14 protein-coding genes are annotated in these 22,339 nt (G+C 69.9%); 5 read left to right on the top strand and 9 right to left on the bottom strand.

Annotation, left to right across the window (positions count from 1 at the left end; genetic code table 11):
- The first annotated feature begins 108 nt into the window (after positions 1 to 108).
- Both KME78_RS25295 and KME78_RS25290 read left to right on the top strand, forming a co-directional pair.
- Positions 109 to 1,296 (top strand): cytochrome P450, encoded by a 1,188-nt coding sequence (locus KME78_RS25295; RefSeq protein WP_219531829.1) that lies wholly within the window; start codon positions 109 to 111, stop codon positions 1,294 to 1,296.
- Between the two features lie 44 nt (positions 1,297 to 1,340).
- Positions 1,341 to 1,988, top strand: a complete 648-nt coding sequence (locus KME78_RS25290) for a TetR/AcrR family transcriptional regulator (RefSeq protein WP_219531828.1) — start codon at positions 1,341 to 1,343, stop codon at positions 1,986 to 1,988.
- Between the two features lie 8 nt (positions 1,989 to 1,996).
- Here KME78_RS25290 and KME78_RS25285 read toward each other — a convergent pair whose 3' ends face one another.
- The 3 genes from KME78_RS25285 to KME78_RS25275 all read right to left on the bottom strand — a co-directional run bounded on the left by KME78_RS25285 (position 1,997) and on the right by KME78_RS25275 (position 7,266).
- Positions 1,997 to 3,067, bottom strand: a complete 1,071-nt coding sequence (locus tag KME78_RS25285) for a LacI family DNA-binding transcriptional regulator (protein WP_219531827.1) — start codon at positions 3,065 to 3,067, stop codon at positions 1,997 to 1,999.
- Positions 3,064 to 5,925 (bottom strand): glycoside hydrolase family 3 C-terminal domain-containing protein, encoded by a 2,862-nt coding sequence (locus KME78_RS25280; RefSeq protein WP_219531826.1) that lies wholly within the window; start codon positions 5,923 to 5,925, stop codon positions 3,064 to 3,066. Before KME78_RS25280 ends, KME78_RS25285 begins: the two co-directional genes overlap by 4 nt.
- A gap of 156 nt (positions 5,926 to 6,081) precedes the next feature.
- On the bottom strand, positions 6,082 to 7,266 hold the full coding sequence (locus KME78_RS25275; protein ID WP_219531825.1) for an ROK family transcriptional regulator: 1,185 nt from the start codon (positions 7,264 to 7,266) through the stop codon (positions 6,082 to 6,084).
- Between the two features lie 303 nt (positions 7,267 to 7,569).
- On the opposite strand from KME78_RS25275, the gene KME78_RS25270 reads away from it, so the two are divergent.
- Genes KME78_RS25270 through KME78_RS25260 form a run of 3 tightly spaced genes read left to right on the top strand, consistent with a single transcriptional unit; the run spans position 7,570 to position 11,118 of the window.
- A complete protein-coding gene (locus tag KME78_RS25270) occupies positions 7,570 to 9,222 on the top strand; it encodes a type 2 periplasmic-binding domain-containing protein (RefSeq protein ID WP_219531824.1) in 1,653 nt (550 codons plus the stop codon).
- Positions 9,209 to 10,225 (top strand): ABC transporter permease, encoded by a 1,017-nt coding sequence (locus tag KME78_RS25265; RefSeq protein ID WP_219531823.1) that lies wholly within the window; start codon positions 9,209 to 9,211, stop codon positions 10,223 to 10,225. The genes KME78_RS25270 and KME78_RS25265 overlap by 14 nt, the downstream gene beginning before the upstream one ends.
- Positions 10,222 to 11,118 carry a carbohydrate ABC transporter permease gene (locus KME78_RS25260; RefSeq protein WP_219531822.1) on the top strand — a complete coding sequence of 299 codons (897 nt, stop codon included), beginning with the start codon at positions 10,222 to 10,224 and terminating at the stop codon, positions 11,116 to 11,118. The genes KME78_RS25265 and KME78_RS25260 overlap by 4 nt, the downstream gene beginning before the upstream one ends.
- A gap of 42 nt (positions 11,119 to 11,160) precedes the next feature.
- Here KME78_RS25260 and KME78_RS66315 read toward each other — a convergent pair whose 3' ends face one another.
- The 6 genes from KME78_RS66315 to KME78_RS25230 all read right to left on the bottom strand — a co-directional run bounded on the left by KME78_RS66315 (position 11,161) and on the right by KME78_RS25230 (position 22,273).
- Positions 11,161 to 13,866: a cellulose binding domain-containing protein gene (locus KME78_RS66315; protein ID WP_219531821.1), complete on the bottom strand. Its 2,706-nt coding sequence runs from the start codon at positions 13,864 to 13,866 to the stop codon at positions 11,161 to 11,163.
- Positions 13,867 to 14,044: 178 nt separating this feature from the next.
- On the bottom strand, positions 14,045 to 16,972 hold the full coding sequence (locus KME78_RS25250) for a glycoside hydrolase family 3 protein (RefSeq protein ID WP_219531820.1): 2,928 nt from the start codon (positions 16,970 to 16,972) through the stop codon (positions 14,045 to 14,047).
- Positions 16,973 to 16,982: 10 nt separating this feature from the next.
- Complete coding sequence (locus KME78_RS25245; RefSeq protein WP_308127125.1) at positions 16,983 to 17,795, bottom strand: carbohydrate ABC transporter permease; 813 nt, start codon at positions 17,793 to 17,795, stop codon at positions 16,983 to 16,985.
- The gene (locus KME78_RS25240; RefSeq protein WP_219531819.1) at positions 17,792 to 18,658 is read right to left on the bottom strand and encodes a carbohydrate ABC transporter permease; all 867 of its coding nucleotides are present in this window, start codon (positions 18,656 to 18,658) and stop codon (positions 17,792 to 17,794) included. The genes KME78_RS25245 and KME78_RS25240 overlap by 4 nt, the downstream gene beginning before the upstream one ends.
- A complete protein-coding gene (locus KME78_RS25235) occupies positions 18,648 to 19,955 on the bottom strand; it encodes an ABC transporter substrate-binding protein (RefSeq protein ID WP_219531818.1) in 1,308 nt (435 codons plus the stop codon). Before KME78_RS25235 ends, KME78_RS25240 begins: the two co-directional genes overlap by 11 nt.
- The gene (locus KME78_RS25230) at positions 19,952 to 22,273 is read right to left on the bottom strand and encodes a TIM-barrel domain-containing protein (protein WP_219531816.1); all 2,322 of its coding nucleotides are present in this window, start codon (positions 22,271 to 22,273) and stop codon (positions 19,952 to 19,954) included. The genes KME78_RS25235 and KME78_RS25230 overlap by 4 nt, the downstream gene beginning before the upstream one ends.
- Between the last annotated feature and the right edge of the window lie 66 nt (positions 22,274 to 22,339).

Raw genomic sequence — 22,339 nt, 5'->3', positions numbered from 1 at the left:
GGTCGTCAAGGCCCAATGTTTACCCCCGATGGTCTTGCGGCTAAGCGATAGGTTGCTATCGTTTCTTGTCAGGGCACTTCATGACGACTGGTCATTCCTGGGGGTTGTATGAGCGACATCTCGACGCTGCCCATGTACATGCGGCGAGCGCAGTTCGATCCCGTTCCCGAGCTGGCGGAGGTGCGGGAGAAGGAGGGGATCACCCGCGTCACCACCTCCTTCGGCATCGAAGCCTGGATGGTGACCCGCTACGCCGACTCGCGTGCGGTGCTGGGCGACGCCGAGCGGTTCAGCAGCGCCCGTCAGACCTTCTTCCAGCCGCCCGGCGCGTCGGAGGAGGAGATCGCCGCGCTCCGCGCCGGCAACCTGCTCGCTTTCGACCCGCCCGAGCACACCCGGCTGCGCCGGTTCCTGACGCCGGAGTTCACCATCCGCCGGATGCGGCGGCTGGAACCGCGGATCAAGGACATCGTCGAGCAGCACCTCGACGCCATGGAACAGGCCGGCTCGCCCGTCGACCTGGTGCAGTCGTTCGCGCTGCCGATCCCGTCGCTGGTGATCTGCGAGCTGCTGGGCGTGCCGTACGAGGACCGTGCGGACTTCCAGCGCAGGACCGGCCGGCTGCTCGACGTGTCGCTGCCCATGGACGAGCGGTTCAAGCTGCAGCTGGAGTCGCGCGCGTACATGACCGATCTGGTCACCCGCATCCAGGCCGACCCCGGCGAGGAACTGCTGGGCATGCTGGTGCGCGAGCACGGCGACGACCTGACGACGAACGAGCTGATCGGCATCGGCAACCTCCTGCTGATCGCCGGGCACGAGACCACCTCCAACATGCTCGGCCTGGGCACGCTGGCCCTGCTCCGGCAGCCGGACCAGCTCGAGCTGCTCCTGAAGGAGCCCGAGCGGATCGACGCCGCCGTGGAGGAGCTGATGCGCTGGCTCAGCATCCTGCACGCCAGCCTGGCCCGGGTGTGCACCAAGGAGACCGAGATAGCCGGTCAGACGATCAAGCCCGGCGAGGTGGTGGTCTGCTCGCTGCCCCTCGCCAACCGCGACCCGGCCTTCATGCAGGACGCCGAGGGGCTGGACATCACCCGCGGCGCGCCCGGCCACCTCGCCTTCGGCCACGGCGTGCACCACTGCCTGGGCGCGCCGCTGGCCCGGATGGAGATGCGGATCGCCTTCCCCGCCCTGTTCCAGCGCTTCCCCAAGCTCCGTGCCGTCACGCCGGTCGCGGACTTCCGCTCCTTCCACCTCGTGTACGGCGTGGCGTCACTCGAGGTGGCCTGGTAACGCTGCCGTGGAGTGACCGCGTGGATGCTGCTAGCGTTCGGCGTGTGCCAGAGCAGCGACGTCGTGCGGACGCACTGCGTAACTCCGACAGGATCGTCAGGGCGGCGATCACGGCCCTGCACGAGTCGGGCACGGCCGTCCCGCTGGAGGAGATCGCCCGCCGCGCCGGGGTCGGCATCGCCACCGTCTACCGGCGCTTCGGCGACCGCGACGGCGTGATCAGGGCGTCCTTCGAGACCTACTTCGCCGAGGAGATCGAGCCGGTCGTCCAGGCCGCCCGCGTGGCCGCCGACCCCAGGCAGGGGCTGGCCGACGCGCTGGCGGCCACGGTCGGCACGCTGGCCGGCCACCGGTCGCTCCTGTCCGCGGCGAAGGAGGCCGGGGCGTTCACGATCGGCATCGCCGAGCGGTTCATGGGGCCGCTCGGCGACGTGCTGGCCACCGCGCGGGAGCGCGGGCTGGTCCGCGACGATCTGCAGGTCCGCGACCTGGCGGCGATCGTGGTGATGGTGATGGCGACGACCGTCCACCGAGGGGCCGACGACGGCGCCGACCAGCAGCGCTACCTGGCGCTCCTCCTCGACGGCACCCGCCCGTCGGACGTGCCGCTCCCCCTGCCCTCCCCCGTCTCCCTCTTTCCCCCCGAGGCGACGGAACGCTGCCCGGCGAAGGGCGCCACCCGCCACCGCTGAGCTGATGCTCAGGTGCTCGCGCGTACGGTCAGGCGCGGGACCAGCAGGGTCGCGGGCGGCACCGTGCGGCCCGCCAGTTTCTCCATCAGCAGCCCGACCGCCTCCCTGCCGACCTCCTCGGCCGGGATCAGCACCGAGGTGAGCCGGGCGGGCTCGGCGATGTCGTCGGGGCAGATCGCCACCACCGCGAGGTCCTGCGGCACCTTGCGGCCCAGTTGCCGCAGCGAGCTCAGCACGTGGTTGACGGCCGCCTCGTTGTGCACGACCAGCCCCGACAGGCCGGGCCGGGCCGCCAGCAGCCCGCTCACGGTGGCGTGCACCTCGTCGAAGGTCTCCTCGCACGGCAGCGCCGTGCCGTCGAGCCCGTGCTCGGCCAGGGCGGCGGTGAAGCCTTCGAGCGTACGGCGGGCGAACCCGGTCCCCCGCTCGTAGACCACCGACGGCGCGCCGAGCAGGGCCACCTCGTGGTGCCCGCGCTCGGCCAGGTGCGCCACGCACAGCTCCCCGGCGGCGGCGAAGTCGAGGTCCACGCAGGTCACCCCGGCGGAGTCGGCGGGGAAGCCGATCAGCACGCTGGGCTCGGCGAGCCGGCGCAGCAGCGGCACCCTGGGGTCGTCGAGTTCGACGTCCATCAGCACCAGGCCGTCGACCAGCGCGCTGGCCGCGGCCCTGCGCAGCCCGTCGAGGCCCTCGTCGGCGGTCAGGAGCAGCACGTCGTGATCGAAGTGGCGGGCCGCGGTGACCACCGAGGTGGCGAAGCGCATCAGCACCGGCACGTGCATCCCGGCCCGCAGCGGCAGCACCAGCGCGATCACGTTGGCCCGCTTGCTGGCCAGCGCCCTGGCGCCGGCGTGGGGGTGGTAGCCGAGCGTCCGCACGCTGTCGAGCACCCGCCGCCGGGTGTCCGCCGAGATCGCCCGCTTGCCGCTGAGCACGTAGGAGACCGTGCTGACGGCCACGCCCGCGTGCCGGGCGACCTCCACGATGGTGACCGCCCGGCCGGTCGCGTGCCCGCCGTCGGTGTGCCCACTCGTCGGGTCACCTGTCCCGTGACCACCTGGCACGTGGCCGTCCGTCATGTAGCCGCCCGTCCGGTGCCGGCTCGGCCTCTGCCCACGCGCCCTCTGCCCGCTCGTCCCCGGTCGGCGCGTACGGCGCCGGCCGATCGGGCGGCCGCCCGTCCGGTGCCGGTCAGTTCCAGCCTGCCCAGCGTGATGCCCACGTTCTCGAACACGACATAAAGATCGTGCACCCCCGAGGCTTCCGCAAGCTCGGCCGAGGTGGCCGCCGGAGCGTAGCGCCCGGCGGGGGGCACGGGGATGGCGCCCAACGTGGGGCCGTGCAGGAGGTCGTCCAGCCGGAGCGTGACGACGCCGCCCTCGGTGCTCGCGGCCTCGATCAGGCACGAGGCGGCCCCGGTGAGCTCGACGTCGCGGAACAGGATCCACGCCCCCTCGGCCTCGGACCGTACGGCGTCGCCCGCCACCTTGGCCGCGTCGACGAAGGCGACCGCGTCGTAGGCGTCGTGGTCCGCCGCGGGCAGCGCGCCCCTCCTGGGCGGGATGGTCTCGCCCTCGACGTGGAAGGCCGCGCTCAGCCGCAGGTCGGTCGCGCTGCGGCCGACCATGAGCTGGTGCGGCGCGTCCTCGACGGCGAACCTGCCGCGGGTGACGTCCCAGAAGGCCAGGTCCTGTACGGGGAAGGTGAGCGTGACGGCACGGCTCTCACCGGGCGCCAGGCGCGCCCGTTCGAAGCCCCGCAGCCGGCGCAGCGGCTGCTTGACCCGGGAACGCCGCTGGTGGGTGTAGAACTGCACGACCTCGGCGCCGGGGCGCGGGCCGGTGTTCGTGACCGTGACCGTGGCGGTGACGCTCTCGCCGTCGACGGCGACGGTCAGGCCGGAGTAGTCGAAGCTCGTGTAACTGAGTCCGTGGCCGAACGGGTAGAGCGGGGTGCCCCGGTAGTAGAGGTAGGTGGCGTCCGTGGCGATGACGTCGTAGTCGAGCAGGTCGGGCAGCTCGCTGGCCGAGCGGTACCAGGTCTGGGTGAGCCGCCCTTCCGGGTCTGCGTCGCCGAACAGCACGTCGGCCAGCGCGTGGCCGTACTCCTGGCCGCCGTGGGAGGACCAGAGCACCGCGGGCACGTCCGGGTCCGTCCAGGTGACGGGGTAACCGCTGGTGATCACCATGACCGTGCGCGGGTTGGCCGCCCGTACCGCCCGGACGACCGCGTCCTGGGCGGGGGCCAGGGCCAGGTCCGCACGATCTTCGGTCTCGCGGCCGTTGACCAGCGGGTGGTCCCCCACCACCACGATCGCCACGTCCGCGGTGGCCGCCAGCCGGGCCGCCGCCGCGGCGCCGCTCTCGACGACGTCCACGGTCAGCCAGGTGGCGGCGTCGGCGTCGTCCACCAGCCGGAAGACCCCGTCGGCGGCCAGGCCGATGTAGCGGCCCGTGGAGATGTGGCGCAGCACGACGGCGCCGCGGGTGCGTTGTTCCAGCCGGAACGTCTGGCGCACCTCCCAGCCGTTGGGGCCCGGCTGGTCGTTGACCAGCACGCCGTCGTCGTCCACGGACAGGAAGCGGCCGGTCGCGACCGCGCGGAACGCGAACGATCCGCCGCCCCAGTCGAACAGGTCGAACCGGCCGCCGGGCGTGCCGATGCCCAGGGGGCCGCCGTCGAGGCCGGCCACCACCGGGCCCGCGTCGGCGGTCAGTGTGACGCGGTCGACGGCCTCGCAGAAGATCGTCTCGCCGCGTTCGGCCAGACCGGCGCGGGCGGTCACCTCGTACGGCAGCGTGCCGCTGTACCAGTCCTCCATCAGGGTGTCGCCGAGCTGGCCGATCACCGCGATCCGGGCCGGCGCCGCCAGGGGCAGCAGGCCGTCGTTCTTCAGGAGCACGATCGAGGCGCGGGCCGCCCGCCGGGCCAGTGCCTGGTGTTCGGGGCAGTTGACGACCGCCTCGGTGATGTCGTCGTACGGCGTGGCGGGGTCGAACTCGCCGAGCCGGAAGCGGATCGACAGCGTGTGCCGCACGGCGGTGTCGATGTCGGCCTCGGTCAGCAGGCCGCGCTCCAGCGCCGCGCGCAGGTGGCCGAGGGTGGCCTCGGCGCGGTCGTCGTCCTGGGTGAAGCTGTCGAGCCCGGCCCGTACGGCGTGCGCGTACGCCTCGGCGGGGTCGTCGTAGTAGCCCTGCAGCCCGGTGAGGTTGCCGGGGGCGTAGGCGTCGCTGACCACGAGGAGGTCGTCCGGCGCCCAGGCCCGCAGCACCTGCTCGATCAGCGGGCTGAGGTGCGCCGGGCGGCCGTTGACCAGGTTGTAGGAGGGCATGATCGCGACGGCGGCGCCGCTCTCCAGGGCCGGCCGGTAGGCGGGCAGCTCGTACTCGTGCAGCACCCGCGGCGGCAGGTTGCTGGAGGTGACGCAGCGGTAGGTCTCGTTGTTGTAGCCGAGGAAGTGCTTGAGGGTGGGCGCGGTCCGCATCACGGGAGCGCTCCCACGGAGTCCGTGCGCGTAGGCCGTGGCCATGACCCCGGTCAGTAACGGATCTTCGGAGTAGCCCTCCTCGTTGCGACCCCAGCGGGGATCGCGCAGCAGGTTGACCACGGGGGCCCACACGTTGCGCCCGGCGCCCGACGGGTCCTTGTGGTGGAAGGCCAGGACCTCCTCGCCCGCGGCCTCCCCCACCCTGCGGACCAGCTCCGGGTCCCAGGTCGAGGCCAGACCCACGGCCTGCGGGAACACCGTCGCCGGACCCAGCCAGGCCAGGCCGTGCAGGGCCTCGGTGCCGGTGCGGAAGGCGCCCACGCCGAGCCGTTCGACCGGCGCCTGGTACTGGTGGAGCAGGCCGAGCTTCTCGGTCACGGTCAGCCGGGCCTGCAGATCGGCGATCCGCTCGGCGAGGGGGAGGTCCGGGTCGCGGAACGGTTCGTTCATGGAGCCATCCTCTGAGAGCGTCGAAACGCTTCGACTAGCGGGCGGGGGGCGCCTCTGTCGAAGCGCTTCGATAGCCGGTCCAGAAAAACCCCGTCCGGTTACACGAGTGTTTCGGAACGGAGTTCTTCTGAAGGGTGCACGCGTCCGCGAGCGGGGTCAAGAGATTCGCGGCAATCTTCCTGAATCGACGGAGTCGAGCACCCGGGCCGCCCCGCCGAGCGCGGCCGCGTCATAGCCGAGGGACGACATCACCACCTGGCAGCCGCCGGCCTCCGGCGCGATCGTGCGCTCGCGTACCTCGGCCTCGACCGCGGGCAGCAGCCAGGGCGCCAGCGGCACGTAGTAGCCCCCGAGGATCACCACCTGGGGGTTGAGCAGGTTGGCCAGGATGGCCACCCCGCGGCCGAGGTCGCGGCCGACGCCGCCGAGCAGGGCGAGGGTGCGGGCGTCGCCCGCGCGGGCCCGCCGGACGACCTCCTCGATCTCCAGCTCCACCTCGACCGGCGAGGGCGAGGCGTGCTCCAGCACCGCGCCGATGCCGGCCACCGCTTCGAGGCAGCCGATCCGGCCGCACCGGCACTGCGGGCCCTGCGGGTCGATCTGGATGTGACCGATCTCCCCGCTGTAGCCGCGGCCACCGCGCCGCAGCCGCCCGTCGAGGATGACCCCGGCGCCCACGCCCAACTCACCGGTCAGGTAGACCAGGTCCGAGACCGCCCCATGGGGGCCGAACCGGTGCTCGGCCAGGGCGCCAAGGTTGGCGTCGTTGTCGGCCTGGATGGGGAAACCGGGATCGCGCAGCGCCTTGGCGAGGTCGCCGCTCACGTCGGTGTCGAGCCAGCCGAGGTTGGGCGCCACCCGCACGACGCCCTGCCCGTCGACCAGGCCGGGCACCGCCACGGTCAGGCCGAGGATCTGCTTGTCCTCCTTGGCCATGCGGTTGACCACCCGCCGGACGATCGCGGCCACGGCGGCCACGGAGCCGGGGAAGGCACGCCGCCAGGACAGCAGCCGCTCCCCCGCCAGGTCGACGGCGACGGCCGTCACGTAGTCGACGTTGATCTCCAGCCCGATCGCCGCGTACGGCGAGCCGTCGAGCACCAGCATCGTGGCCGGCCTCCCCACCCGGTTCTCGGTCAGGCCGGTCTCCCGGACCAGCCGGCGGTCGATCAGGTCGGCGACCAGGCTCGACACGGTCGCCTTGTTCAGGCCCGTGGAGGCCGCGATGTCGGCCCGGGAGCAGGGCGCGTGCTCGCGGACGAAGCGCAGCACGACGGCCAGGTTGGTGGCCCGCACATCGGCGAAGTCGGCCGGCTGCGGGTCGGTCGATGAGGTGATCAAAGTCTGTCCCGTCCGTCAGGCCGTCGCGGGCGGTCATGCCGCGCTACCAGTGTGCGCCGTTCCCCGGTGTCCCCACGCCATCGGCGAGAGCCGGGCGGGCCCCCATTGGCGGCGGCGGCTCCCCGGGGGGAGCCGTCAGGGAATCTCATCTCACTCACGACATCAATCTGTGACCGGTGGCACACCTTGTGGTCAGCACCGCCTCGGGTTTAGTTTGTTTGGTCATTAGACGAACTAATTCTAGCCCGTAGGCATCCGGTTCCGACACCCCTCATCCTGCTCCGACGAACGAAGGGAGCCGTCATGACACCGTCGATGACTCGCCGTGGATTTCTCGGCCTGGCCGGTCTCACCACACTCGCCGCCTGCTCCGCCCCGACCGGGACCAGGCCCGGCACGAGCGGCGCGACCGCGGCGGCCGCGGACAAGCTGAGCAAGCTGGCGCCGGCCTATGTCGAGTTCGCCGGCGTCAAGCCCGACCTGGCCGGCACGGTCTCCAACCTGCCGGGGGTGCCCGGCATCGCCGGCGGCTTCACCACTTATCCGGCCAGCCCCGCCGCGGCGCTCACCCAGAAGGCGGGTAAGGGCGGCAGCTACAAGGCGATGACCCCGCTGTGGGGCCCGCCGCCGCCCGGACTGGCGAGCAACTCCTACTTCCAGGCGGTCAACGCCGACATCGGCGCGACGCTCGAGTTCCAGATCGCCGACGGCAACACCTACGCCGACAAGGCGATCGCCCGGCTGGCCTCCGGCGACCTGCCGGACATCTTCGCCCTCCCGAACTGGGAGATCGACAAGATGGCGGACTTCAACACCGCCGTGGACAAGGCGTTCGAGGACCTCACCCCGTACCTGCAGGGCGACAAGGTCAAGGCGTACCCGCTGCTGGCCAACCTGCCGACCGCCTCGTGGGAGTGGTCGGTGTGGAACGGCAAGCTGATGGCGGTCCCCTACCCCACCGAGCCCTTCCCGTACGGCCTGCTCTACCGCAAGGACCTGTTCGAGAAGAACGGCTGGAACCAGAACCCCAAGACCGCCGACGAGCTCTACCAGCTCGGCAAGACGATCACCGACCCGAAGGCCAAGCGCTGGGCGTTCGGCGACATCCACGAGATGGCCTGGCCCATCTTCGGCGTCCCGCAGGAGTGGCGCTACGAGGGCGGCAAGCTGGTGAACAAGTACGAGACGCCGGAGTTCGAGGAGATGCTGGCGTGGATGCGCAAGCTCTTCGCCGAGGGCCTCATCCATCCGAACCTGGCCAGCAGAGGCGCCAACGAGAAGGACCTGATCGGCGCGGGCCAGATCACGATCTACCGGGACGGCTTCGGCGCCTGGAAGGAACTGCTCCAGCAGCACACCGGCAAGAACCCCGACTTCGCGCTGGGCGTCTTCCCGCTGTTCGCGCATGACGGCGGCACGCCGATCATGTACCACAACAACGCGGCGGGCATGTTCACCTTCATCAAGAAGGGGCTGCCGAAGGAGAAGGTGGAGGAGATCCTGTCCATCTTCAACTGGTGCGCCGCGCCGTACGGGACCAAGGAGTACGAGCTCTCCAACTTCGGGATCAAGGGCAAGCACTTCACCCTGGACGCCAAGGGCATCCCGCAGAACACGGACCTGGGCCGCAAAGAGGTCGCCTACACCTACGGCTTCCTGGGCGGACGCCCCCTCTATGTGGACTGGCCCTTCCCCGAGGCGGCCAAGGCCAACATCGAGTGGCAGAACGCCTCCTTCCAGTACATCCAGAAGACGCCGTTCGACGGGATCAGGATCCAGCGGCCCGCCAAGTACGCGGGCCTGCAGGTGCCGACCGAGGACAAGTACACCGACATCATGCGTGGCCGCCGGCCGGTCAGCGACGCCAAGCAGATCGCGGCGGAGTGGCGGCGCGACGGCGGCGACGAGGCGCGCGAGTTCTACATGAAGGTCCTGCGGGACAATGGCCGCGCCTGACCACGTCGCGGTCGAGCGTTCCCCGGCCGGGAATCCGGCTTCCCCCGGCCGCCCGGGCACCACCCGGGCAAGGGCTCAGGAGCGGGCCAAGCGCGGCTCGCTGCGGAGCCGGTTCCGGCGCGACTGGCAGCTGCTGCTCATGACCGTGCCGGCGATCGGGCTGCTGCTCCTGTTCCACTACGTGCCGCTGCTCGGCAACGTGATCGCCTTCCAGGACTACTCCCCCTATGTCGGCATCAAGGACAGCCCGTGGGTGGGGATGTCGAACTTCCAGTGGCTGATGTTCGACCAGAGCTTCTGGGACGCGACGATCAACACGCTGTCGATCACCACGTTCCAGCTGATCTTCTACTTTCCGCTGCCGATCCTGCTGGCCATCCTGCTCGACAGTGTCGTACGTCCCCGCCTGCGGCTGTTCATCCAGGGCATCGTGTACATGCCGCACTTCTTCTCGTGGGTGCTGGTCGTCACCCTGTTCCAGCAGATGTTCGGCGGTGCGGGGCTGCTCGCGCAGATCCTGCGCGACCACGGCTTCTCCGGCCTGGACATCATGACAAATCCGGACACGTTTATTCTGCTGGTCACCGCCGAGTCGGTCTGGAAGGACGCGGGCTGGGGGACGATCATCTTCCTGGCGGCGCTGGCGGCCATCAACCCCCACCTCTACGAGGCCGCCGCCGTGGACGGCGCCTCCCGCTGGCGGCGGCTGTGGCACATCACGCTGCCCGGCCTGCGCCCGGTGTTCGTGCTGCTGCTGATCCTGCGGCTGGGCGACGCGCTCAACGTCGGCTTCGAGCAGTTCTTCCTGCAGCGCGACGCCGTCGGCCGGGACGCCGCCGAGGTGCTCGACACGTTCGTGTACTGGCGCACGCTGCTGACCGGCGAGTGGAGCTACGGCGCCGCGGCCGGCCTGGTCAAGGGCGTGGCCGGGCTGATCCTGATCCTCATAGCCAACAAGGTCGCCCATCGGTTCGGCGAGCAGGGAATCTACAAACGATCATGACTATGCCTGTCTGGGCCGAGCGGCCCACCCGGCTCGGCGCGAGCGTCAAGGGGCTGGTGCTGGCCCTCATCGTGGCCGCGGTGCTGTTCCCGATCTACATGGTCGTGCTGACCAGCCTGTCCACGCAGGAGACGGTGTCGAAGGCGGGTGGCCTGGTCACCGTGCCGGGCGAGCTGTCCTTCGGCGCCTACGAGCAGTTGTTCGCGGGCGGGGTGGTGACCCGGTCGATCGGGGTGAGCCTCGGGGTGACCGTCGTCGGGACCCTGCTCAGCCTCGCGGTCACGGTCCTGGCGGCCTACGGGCTGTCGCGGCCCGGTTCGCTGTTGCACCGGCCGATGCTGTTCCTGGTGCTGCTGACCTTCCTGTTCGGGCCCGGCATGATCCCGAGCTACCTGCTGGTCAGCTCGCTGGGGCTGATCGACTCGTACTGGGCGCTGATCCTGCCGACCGCCGTCACCGCGTTCAACCTGGTCGTCATGCGGGCCTTCTTCATGAACATCCCGGAGGAGGTCACCGACAGCGCGCGGATCGACGGGGCGAGTGAGTTCCGCATCCTGTGGCGGATCGTGCTGCCCATGTCCAAGGGCGTCACGGCGGTGATCGGGCTGTTCTACGCGGTCGGCTACTGGAACGCCTTCTTCAACGCGACCCTCTATCTCAACGACAACAGCAAATGGCCGCTGCAGGTGGTGCTGCGGCAGTTCGTCCTGCAGGGGCAGTCGATGTTCGTCGGCCAGACGGGCGACACCGCCGTCGGGGGGCACGCGCTGCCGCCGAGCCTGGCCATCCAGATGGCCATCGTGACGCTGGCGCTGCTCCCGGTGCTGGTGATCTACCCGTTCGTGCAGAAGCACTTCACCAAGGGCGTCATCATCGGGGCCGTCAAAGGCTGATCGAGGGAGGGACCCGGGACGGGCCCCTCCCTCCTCACGGTGTCAGGCGGGCGTGCAGGTGACCGTGGTGGGTGGGTTGTTGGCGGTCGTCCAGCTGCCGTTGAAGCCGAACGTCGTGCTCGCGCCGGAGTCCAGCGCGCCGTTGTAACCGGCGTTGACGACCTTGACCGCGGCGCCGGTCTGGGTGTGGACGCCGTTCCAGAGCTGGGTGATCGTCTGGCCGTTGGGGAAGGTCCAGTTGACCGTCCAGCCGGTGATGGCGACCGTGCCGGAGTTCTTCACCGTCACCCCGGCCGAGAAGCCGCCCTGCCACTGGGTGCCCGGCGCGTAGGTCGCCGCGCACGACTTGCCCGGAACCGGCGTCGGCGTCGGCGTGGGTGTCGGGGTGGGCGTGGGTGTCGGCGTCGGAGTCGGGGTGGGCGTCGGGGTCGGGGTCGGGTTGGGGCCGGTGCGGTCGCCGTAGATGATGCCGCGGCCGTTGGTGCCGAAGTAGACGCGGCCGTAGATACGCGGGTCGCCGGTGAGCGCCTCGCCCATGTTGGCGTACTGGTGCTTGTCGTCGTTGATCCGCACCCACGAGGCGCCCGCGTCGTCGGAGCGGAACAGGCCGTGCACGCCGTCGATCAGGCCGACCAGGTAGATCGACATGTAGGAGGCGCCGGGCGCCGCCTTGCCGTAGCCGACGTTCTCGGCCGCGGTGACGTTGGCGAGCCTGGTGAAGGTGGCGCCGGAGTCGGTCGAGCGCCACAGGCCGTACGTGCCCGCCGGGTCGTACTTGCCGGTCGACGGGGAGCCGCCGGCCAGCCAGATGTGGCCCTCCTTGCCGGGTACGGCCTTGAACTTGACGGTGGCGGCGCCGGTGGGCAGGCCGGTGGCGGCGGACTGGGTGAAGGTGGCGCCCGCGTTGGTGCTGACGTAGAACCTGCCACCGGACCAGCCGTAGAACTTGTTCGGGTTGACCCGGTCGGAGCGCACCTGCGCGCCCGCCGGGATGCCGCTGGAGGCGGTCCACGAGCTGCCCGAGTCGGTCGAGCGGCTCACCGCGCCGCCGGTGGGCGCCCACACCGTGGCGCCGGCGTTCGCCGAGATCGCGACGCTGCCGCCCTGGGTGACCCCGCCCGGCTCGCTGCTGGCCTGCCACCAGTTGGCGCCGCCGTTGGAGGAGAACCCGAGGCGGGTCACCCCGGTCGTGTCAGTGTCGCCGGCGCGGACCATGTTCGACGGGCTGAGCTCGGCGTAGTCCATGCTCCTGGTGGTGACCAGGTTGGGCTGGGTGTACATCATGGGCGGCACGGCGTCGAGGTTGCTGTGCACGAAGCCGCCGATGTCGCCGACCGCCGACAGCAGCGGCGCCCCGGACGGCGGGCTGATCAGGTCGAGGACGGCGGTCTCCTCCAGCCCCTCGATGAACGGCTTGATGGTGATCTTGCCGCCGGCGGCGTCCCACTGCTTGAGGTTGGTGGTGCCGTAGATGGTGGCGCCGGTGCCGTACAGCAGCCGGTTGGAGTCGAACGGGTCGATCTCCATCGCCTCGGTCATCCAGCCGAGCTTGGGGGTGATCTCGGGGGGCTGCGGGTTGCCCATGGCCAGCCACGGGTGCGAGGAGACGTCCTGGGTGTAGCGGAAGGTCCGGTTGGGGTAGCCGTTCCAGTCCCAGATCCGCGTCCAGGTGGCGCCGCTGTCGGTGCTGCGGAACATGATGTTGTCCGGCCACCACGACACCTGGCTGGCGACCATGATCGTGCTCGGGTTCTGCCGGTCGATGGTCATGCCGCTGAAGCCGTAGTAGCGGTCGGCGTCGGGGGTCGGGGTGATCTCGGTCCAGGTGCCGGTGGCGGTGGCGTAGCGCCACACCTCGCCGTCCTCGCCCACGTACGGGCCTCCGGTGTTGCCGGTGGCCAGGTAGAGGTAGCCGTTGACCGCGTCGAGCACGCCCTTGTGCGGGATGTAGCCGGTCGGCTGGCCGGCCACCCGGCTCCAGGTGGCGCCGCCGTCGGTGGAGCGGTAGACGTTGTTGTCCTTGTCCGCCACCCCGGCGTAGATCGTCTTGGTGGCGGTGCCGGCCGAGCCGGTGCGCGGGTCGAAGGTGATCCAGGGGATGCCCTGGGTCATCGTGTTGTAGTTGTAGGTGGTGTCGTTCGGGTCCTGGGCGAAGTTGCCGACGTTCGGGAAGCCGGTGACCTTGGCCCAGGTGACGCCGTAGTCGGTGCTCTTCCACAGGCCGTTCTTGTTGGCGGTGCCGTAGAACAGGATGTTGTTCTTGTTCGGGTCGATGACCAGGCGCTCGCCCATGCCGCGGCCCGGCATGTTGCCGAAGCCCTTGAACGGCAGCTCGGTGGCGGCCCAGGTGGCGCCCCGGTCGGTGGAGCGCAGGATCGCGCCGTTGTTGGGATCCCAGTCGTTGGTGTACATGCCGGTGGCGACGTAGACCCGGTTCGGGTCGACGGGGTCGGTGGCGACGCTGACGCCGCCGACCCAGTTCCACTTGTCCCAGCCGATCGAGTCGAGCAGCGGCACCCACTTGGTCTTGTCCCAGCGGTAGACGCCACCGATGTCGGTCCGGGCGTAGATGAGGTCCTTTTCCTTCTGGTTGAAGATGATGCCGGGGACGAAGCCGCCGCCGCCGATCTTCACTCCCTTGAACGCGTACGGATCCGCGGCGACGGCGCCGACCGGCGCCATCCGCACGACCACCATCGTCACGACGACGGCGGCCATCGCGAGCAGGCTGAACAACCTTCTTCGCATGAGCGGTTTCCCTCTCCGGGGCGTGCGGGCCCCACAGCAGCAGATGACCGCCATGCACGACCGGGTTACAGGACCCTGCCGTCGCCGTTCCAGCGCGCATGGTATCGAGGCCCCGAAACCTCACTCAGAGGCTCACACAGCCTCCGAGTGAGGTCAATAGTTTGGTTATTAACCAAACTTACTTCGTGAGCGTCAAATCCTTGATCCGCAGGTCGCCCTTGAAGACCACGTAGAGGTCCCGGACCCCGGTGGCTCCGGACAACGTCGCCGACGCCGTGCCGTACTGGTAGATGCCGCCCGTGGCCGGGACCGCCACGGTGGCCAGGAGCGCGCCCGTCGGAGAGCCCGAGCGGACCTCGAAGGAGCCGCCCGCCACCGAGGACACGCCGGCGGTGATGCCGGTGAGCCCGCCGCGCAGGTCGGTGCCGGCGAACTTCAGCCAGTCGCCCGCGGACGCCCCGATCGCCTCGCCGCGCTCCTTCGACGTGTCGACCAGGTCGACGCCGGAGTAGTCGTCGAAGTCGATCGCCCGGGTGCTCCTGGTCAGGTCGCGGGGCGGGATCCGCTCGCCGGCCACCTGGAGCGTCGTGCGCTGCCTGATGGCCGAGGAGGAGGAGCCGACCAGGACGTCGTGGGTGGCCGTCTCCACGGCCCACTTGCCGCGGGTGACGTCCCACAGGGCCAGGTCGGCCTTCTTCACGGTCAGCTTCACCGTACGGCTCTCGCCGGGCCGCAGCGAGACGCGGGTGAAGCCGCGCAGCTGCTTGACCGGCTGGGTCACGCGCGAGCTCTGCTGGTGGGTGTAGAGCTGGACGACCTCCTCACCGGCCCGCGAGCCGGTGTTGGTGACCTTGACGGTGACGTCGTAGGAGTCGCCGCGCGGGGTCACCTTCAAGCCCTGATAGCCGAAGGTGGTGTAGCTGAGGCCGTGGCCGAAGGCGTAGAGCGGGTCGCCCCGGTGATAGAGGTAGGTCATCCCGGTCTTGGTGATGTCGTAGTCGAGGATGTCCGGCAGGTCGTCGGACCGGTACCAGGTCTGGGTCAGCCGGCCACCCGGGTCGCGGTCGCCGAAGAGCACGTCGGCGAGCGCGTGCCCGGTCTCGGCGCCCGCGTGGGTGGTCCAGAGCAGGGACGGGGTGTCCACGTTCATCGTGGTGGGGTAGCTGTCCTCCAGGACGACCACGGTGTTGGGGTTGGCCGCCCGGACGGCCTTGATCAGGTCCTGCTGGCCCTGGCCGAGCGCGAGGCTCGCGCGGTCGTGGTTCTCGCGGCCGTAGACGAACGGGTTGCTGCCGACCACGACCACCGCCGCGTCGGCGCCCTTGGCCGCGGCCGCCGCGGTCTCGGCGCCGCTCTGGACGACCTCCCTGGCGAAGTGCGCCGCGGCGGCCTTCGTCCCGGTGCCGAGCGTGCCGTCCGCGCCGACGGTCACGTAGTGCTCGGGGAAGGGCCACCAGCCCTCGTTGACCTCGTAGCCGACGTACTGGATCAGGTACGTGCCGTCCGCCTGCCGCTCCAGCCGGAACTGCTGCTGGACGAACCAGCCGCCCGGGATGTCGGAGTTGGTGACGTACGGCCCGAAGTTGCCGGTCAGCAGCTTGCCGTTGCCCACGTTGCGCAGGGTCGAGACGTCACCGGTCCAGTCGGTCTGGTCCCAGGTCGAGGCGCCAGCGGGCGCGGTGTCCGACACGACGACGTTCTGGCCCGTGGTGCCGGTCGCGGTGACGTACTTGCCGCTGGCCACGTCCTTGAGCGCGATCCGGTCCAGCGCGTCGGCGCCGGTCACCGCCGCCTTCGCGCCGAGCCGCTCCTTGATGCCGTCGAGCGGGGTCACCTGGTAGGGCATGGTGCCGCCGTACCAGTCGCTGAACAGGGTGTCCTGCAGCGGCCCGAGCACCGCGACCTTCTTCAGGCCGGGCGAGAGCGGCAGCGTCCTGCCGGAGTTCTTGAGCAGGACCATCGCCTTGCTCGCGGTCTCCCGGTTGAGCCGCTGGTTCGCCGCCGAGTTGATCACGTCCTTGGTGATCTTCGCGTACGGCCCGCCGTCCGGGTCGAGCTGGCCGAGCCGGATCCTGATCGACAGCACGTGCCGCACGGCCTGGTCGATGTCGGCCTCGGTGATCAGGCCCTGGGAGAGGGCGGCGGTCAGGTTCGCGGTCATGGGCGCGGGGTCGTCGTTGTTGATCGTGAAGCTGTCGAGCCCGGCCTTGAGCGTCGCGGCGACGGCCTCGGGCTTGGTCTCGTAGTAGTGCTCGTACTCCTGGAGCGCGTCGGGCGCCCAGGCGTCGCTCACGTTGTAGAGGTCCTTGTGCGTCCACGAGCGCACGACGTCGTCGAGGTCGGGGTTGACCGTGTTCGGCCGCCCGTTGACCAGGTTGTAGGAGGCCATCACGCCGGTGGCGGCGTCGGCGGAGATGGCCGGCTTGAAGGCGGCCTCGTCGTACTCGTGCTTGACCCTGGGCCGCAGGTTGGAGGAGGTGAGGCCGCGCAGGTACTCGTTGTTGTTGGCCAGGTAGTGCTTGAGCACCGGCGCGGTCTTGAGGTAGACGGGGTCGTCGCCGGACAGGCCCTTGCCGTAGGCGGTGGAGATGGCGCCGGTCAGCAGCGGGTCCTCGGAGTAGCTCTCCTCGTTGCGCCCCCAGCGCGGGTCGCGCAGCAGGTTGACCACCGGCGCCCACACCTGGGTGCCCCACAGGACCGGGTCGATCGCGTTGTAGCCGCGCACCTCGTCGCCCACGGCCGAGCCGACCCGCTTGATCAGCTCCGGATCCCAGGTGCTGGCCAGGCCGACGGCCTGCGGGAAGACCGTGCCGCTCGCCAGCTTCTGGTTCCAGGCGTCGTTGTGGTCGTTGGACCAGGCGACGCCGTGCAGGGCCTCGGTCCCGGCCTTGAAGTACGGGATGCCGAGCCGGGGGATCGCCCGCTGCGACTGGTGCAGCAGCGAGATCTTCTCGTCGAGGGTGAGCCGGCCCAGCAGGTCGCCGACGCGCTGGTCGAGCGGCAGGGCCGGGTTCTGGTACGGCAGGACGTCGGCGGCACGCGCCGCGTTGACGGGCGCCCCGCCCATGGTGACCGCCAGCAAGACGGCCGCTAGGACTCGCTTCATCAGGAAGCTCCTACTTGATGGCGCCGACCGTGATGCCCCGGGTCAGCGTCCGCTGGAAGATGAGGAAGAAAGCGACGGCCGGGACGATGCCGAGCAGCGCCGAGGCGCTGGACATGGTGGCGTCCATGTACTTCTCGCCCTGCAGCACGCCGAGGGCGACGGGGACCGTCTGGGTGTCGTTGGAGACCAGGAAGATGAGCGGGAGGAAGAACTCGTTCCAGGTCCAGATGAAGAAGAAGATCACCAGGACCGACAGCGTGGGCCGGCTGATCGGCACGACGATCCGCCACAGCGCCAGGAACCGCCCGGCGCCGTCCATCCGCGCCGCCTCGAGGATCTCGCGCGGGAACTGGCCGAGCACGGCGCTGAGCAGGTAGGTGCCGAAGGCAGCCTGGATGACGGTGAACACGATGATCACCGCCAGCTTGGAGTCGTACAGGCCGGCCGCCTTGGCCAGGTAGTAGAGCGGGTAGGCCAGCGCCTCCTGCGGCAGCGTGTTGGCCACCAGGAACAGCACCAGGATCCAGAGCCGCCCCCGGACCCGGCCGATGCCGAGGGCGTAGGCGTTGAGCACCGACAGCACCACGGCGAGCACGGCGACGGAGCCGCTGATCACGAGGCTGTTCAGCAGTTTCTCGCCGAAGTCGACCCGGGTCCAGAAGGCGATGATCCCGTCGAGGTTCAGGCCCTGCGGCGGGCTCAGCGGGCTGCCCGCCGAATACTCGGCGGGCGTCTTGAAGGCGTTGAACGTGACGATGACGAACGGGAACAGCATGACGGCGGCGAGCACCGTCATCGCGGCCAGGATCGGGTAGCGTCTCACGACTCTCGCTCCTGGACCCGCAGAAAGGCGAAGGTCACCACGACGATGATCAGCGCCAGGATGGTGGCGATGGCCGAGCCGTACCCGACGTTGGACTTCTGGAAGAAGTTCAGGTACGAGAAGTACGAGGGCACCATCGTGGCGTTGGCCGGCCCGCCCCTGGTCAGCACGAAGATCGGCCCGAACACCTTGAGCGCGGCGATCGTGCAGGTCAGCAGCACGACGAAGATCTCAGGACGGATCTGCGGGATCGTGATGTGCCAGAACCTGCGCCACCACGAGGCCCCGTCGATCTCCGCCGCCTCGTGCAGCGCGGGATCGGCCCGCTGCAACCCGGCCATGAAGATGACGACCGGGTAGCCGAGCTGGAACCACACCATCACCGCCATCACGGTGGCCAGCGCGTAGTCCGGATCGCCGAGCCAGTTGACCTTCAGCCCGAAGATCTGGTTCACCGCGCCGTAGGTCGGGTGGAGCATCCAGCCCCACACCACCCCGGCCACCGCGACGGGCAGCACCTGCGGCAGGTAGTAGGCCGCCCGCAGGGCCGAGGCCGTGCGGGGGCCGAACCGCTTGCCGATGTAGTCGAACAACGCGGCGGCCAGCACCAGACCGAGCACCGTGGGGATGATCGCCATGGCGACGATCAGCGCCACGTTGTTGGCGAACGACGTCCAGAACCGCTCGTCCCGGAACAGCCGGGCGTAGTTGTCCACCCCGATCCAGGTGGGGGTGCCCACCCCCGACCAGCGGGTGAAGCTCGTCGCGACGTTCATCACGAACGGCACGACGATGACCGCGGTGAACAGCACCGCGCTGGGGATCAGGTACGGCCAGTAGCCGCGTGCCGCTCTAGTTGCCAAGGTCCGCGAGGTTCTCGGTGTACGGCTGGGCGATCTCGTCGAGCACCTTGGCCGGGGGCTTGCTGCCGTTGATGAGGTTCTGGACGCCGGCCACGAGGACGTCGTAGTAGCCGGGGGCGGGCCAGTCGGGGTAGAAGGCCAGCTGGTCCTGCGAGGTCAGCTTGTTGAAGTTGTCGATGAGCTCCTTGCTCTTGGGGTCGGTGATGGCGGCGGCGTCGGCCGCGACCGGGACGCCGCCGGAGTTGCCGAGCAGGTTCTGGATCTCCTTGCTCATCGTGATGTCGATGAAGTCGTAGGCCAGGTCCTTCTGCTTGGACTTCTCCGGGACGACCCAGATGTTGCCGCTGGAGCCGGGGGCGAGCTGGTTGCCGGGCCACAGGAACGAGCCCCACTGGAACTTCTTGATCTCCGTCTGGAACCGGCCGTACCACCAGCTGCCGGACACCATGATCGGGAACTTGCCGCCGATGAACGCGGTGGCCATGTCCTCGGCCTTGATCCCGGCCGAGTCCTTGGCGATGTAGCCCTTCTTCACCCAGTCGGCCATGGTGTCGGCGGCGTAGGTGAACTCGGGACCGTGGAAGTCGACCTTGCCCTTGTAGAGCTCGTAGGAGTCGACCCACGCCCGGTTGGCCTTGCTCAGCGCGAGCAGGTAGAAGATCTGCTGGGCCGGGTACTCGGCGCCGGCCGTGGAGATCGGCGTGACGCCGGCCTTGGCGAACTTGTCGAGCGCGGCGGTGAACTCGTCGAACGTCGTCGGCACCGTGACGCCGTTCTTCTCGAACAGGTCTTTGTTGTAGTAGACCATCACGTACTCGCCGTAGTTCGGCACCCCGAACCACTTGCCCGAGCCCATGATGCCCCGGTCGTCATATTTGGCGGTGGTCTGCAGGCTGGCGGACAGCAGCTTGTCCCAGCCACGCTTCGTCGCCTGCTCCGACAGATCCGTCAGCAGGCCCTGCTTCGACAGCAGTCCGGCGGTGGCGTTGCCCTTGTTGTACTCCATGATGTCGGGCGCCTCGTCGGAGTTGAGCACCATGCTGGCCGTCTTCTGGATCTGCTCGAAGCCCTTCTCCTCGAACTTCACCGTCACGCCCGGGTGGGTCGACTCGAACTTCTTGATCGCCGCCGCCCAGGCCTTGCCCATCGCGCCTTCGGCGCTCTCGTAGTGCCACAGCTTGAGCACGCGCGGCTGGCCGCCGGCGGCAGGCTGCTGCCCGTCGTCACCAGAGCCGCACGCGGTCAGGGTCAATGCCGCGACGGCGAGCGCCGCCGCGGCACTTCTCAGCTTGATCATGGTGTCTCCTGGGAGGTGATGACCGCACGGACCGGAGCACCCGCCACGGGGGCGAACTCGACCCCGGCGATCCGCTTCGGCCCGGTGACGGTGACGTGCAGGGTGTCGCCGTCGCGGGTGGCGTCGACGACGGTCTCGCCGTCGAGATCGTGGACTGTGGTACGGCTGTCGCCGCCCCCGAAGGCGACAAGGGTGATCTCCGAGGGGACGTCCACGGTGCCCCCCGGCGTGTCCTCGGACGTTTTCCCGGGCGCCGTGACCGGGATGAGCGCGCCGTACCGGACGAACAGCGGGATGTGGTCCAGCGGCGCGGAGACGGCGCGATAACGCCCGCCCTCCAGCACCTCCCCGGTCCAGTAGTCGACCCACCGGCCCTCGGGCAGGTACACCTGCCGAGTGCCGTCGGGCGAGGTCATGGGCGCGACCAGCAGGTCACGGCCGAGCAGATACTCCAGGTCGGCCTGCCAGGCGACGGGGTCGCCCGGATGGTCGACGCACAGCGCCCGCATCATCGGCGCACCGGTCCGCGCGGCCTCCACGGCCGCCGAGTAGAGGTACGGCATGAGCCGGTACCTCAGCCGCAGCGCGGCCACCGCCTCGGCCTCCACCTCGGGGAACTCCCACGGCTCCCGGCTGGTGGTGCCGTGCAGCCGCAGCAGCGGGGAGAGCGCGCCGAACTGGGTCCAGCGGACGTAGAGGTCGTCGGCCGGGCGGCCGGTGAAGCCGCCCGCGTCGTGGCTCCAGAACGGCACCCCCGACAGGCCGTGGGCCAGGCCGCCGCGCAGCGTGCTGCCCATCGCCGGGTAGCTGGTGAAGGTGTCGCCGCTCCACTGGGCCGAGTGCCGCTGGCCGCCCAGGAACGACGAGCGGGCCCAGACCAGGCCGTGCCCGTTGATCTCGCGCGTCACCTCGGCGACGGCGTCGTTGAACAGCAGCGTGTAGACGTTGTGCAGGTCGGTGCCGGTCATGCCGTTGAAGGCCGTCGCGTCGTGCGGCACACCCTCGGCGAAGTCGGTCTTGAACGCCTGTACGCCCTGCTGGAGCAGGGGGCGGAGCAGGTCTTTGAACCATGCGACAGCGGCCGGGTTGGTGAAGTCGACGATGCCGCATTGCGGGTAGGAGCCGTGCCAGCAGTCGGCGACGTACGCCTCGCCGTCCGGATTTTTCAGGAAATATCCGGCTTCGGCGGCGGGGGCGAAAGCTGGGCTCAGGTGGGAGATGTAGGGGTTCATCCAGAGGCAGACCTTGAAGCCCATCCCGTCGAGCTCGTCGAGCATCCCGGAGGGGTCCGGGAAGCGGGCCTCGTCCCAGCGCATGTCGGACCAGTGGCCGTCGGTCTGCCAGTAGGTGTCCAGGTGCAGCACGTCGCACGGGATGCCGCGCTCGCGGATCTTCCGGGCCCGCGTCATGACCCGCTCCTGGCTGTCCACGAAGAAGCCCGAGGAGATCCAGGTGCCGAACGCCCACTTCGGCGGCAGCGCCGGGCGGCAGGTCAGCCGGTCGTAGCGGTCGAGGATCTCCGGCGGCGTCGGCCCGGCGAGCACGTAGTAGTCGATCAGGTCGTCGGGGACGACGATCTGCACGACGCTGTGCGTGGACTGGCAGACGTCGAACTCCGTCGGCGTCCCGCTGTCGACGACGATGCCGTATCCCCTGCTCGACTGGTAGAAGGGCACGTTCTTGTAGGCGCGCTGCGACTCGGCGCCGAAGGCGTCGAAGTTCCACATGACGGGCCGCTGCCCACGCTTGTCGAGTGGGGTGAACGACTCCCCGAACCCGGCGAACGCTTCGTCGGCCGGCGCCGCGAAGCTCTCGTGGTAGGCCACCGTGACGCCGTCTGCGTGGGAGCGCCCGAACGGCAGCGTGCGCATCCGCCCGCTGATGTCGGTGTGCCCAGGGTCCTGCTCCACCAGCGTGGCACCGGCCGCGTCGGTGAACCGCAGCCGCCACGGGTCCAGGGTGATCTCCGCGCGCAACGAGCCCGCGTCGATGGTCAGCCCGCCGGACCGGGTCTCCACCCGGGCTTGCGGGTACGTGCCCGGGGTCACCAGGGAGATCGCCCGGGCCGAGCGGGTACGGGCGTCCACGTCCTGGCCGAGCCGGACCCGGATCACCCCCTCGCCCGCCACCCGTACCTGCACGACCAGGCTCTCCTCCGCCGAGGTCACGCCCTTCAGCGTCACCCCCGAGTCGTCCACCGCCACCGGCTCGGCGGCGGTCAACGCGGACAGGCCCTGTTCGCCACGCGTACGGACCGGCAGCTCCGGCGGGTCGGCGACGAAGTACTCGTGCGCGACCAAGGGCGGGCGGTAGGGCATGAAAGCTCCTTCAACTAACGGGCGCAGGCTGCTGCTCGCGAGTTAGTTTTCCGTCCCAACGAACAA

The organism is Nonomuraea guangzhouensis (genome assembly GCF_019396345.1).
In the GTDB taxonomy this organism is placed as follows: Bacteria; Actinomycetota; Actinomycetes; order Streptosporangiales; family Streptosporangiaceae; genus Nonomuraea; species Nonomuraea guangzhouensis.
This window is presented reverse-complemented; position numbering and strand designations above follow the sequence as displayed.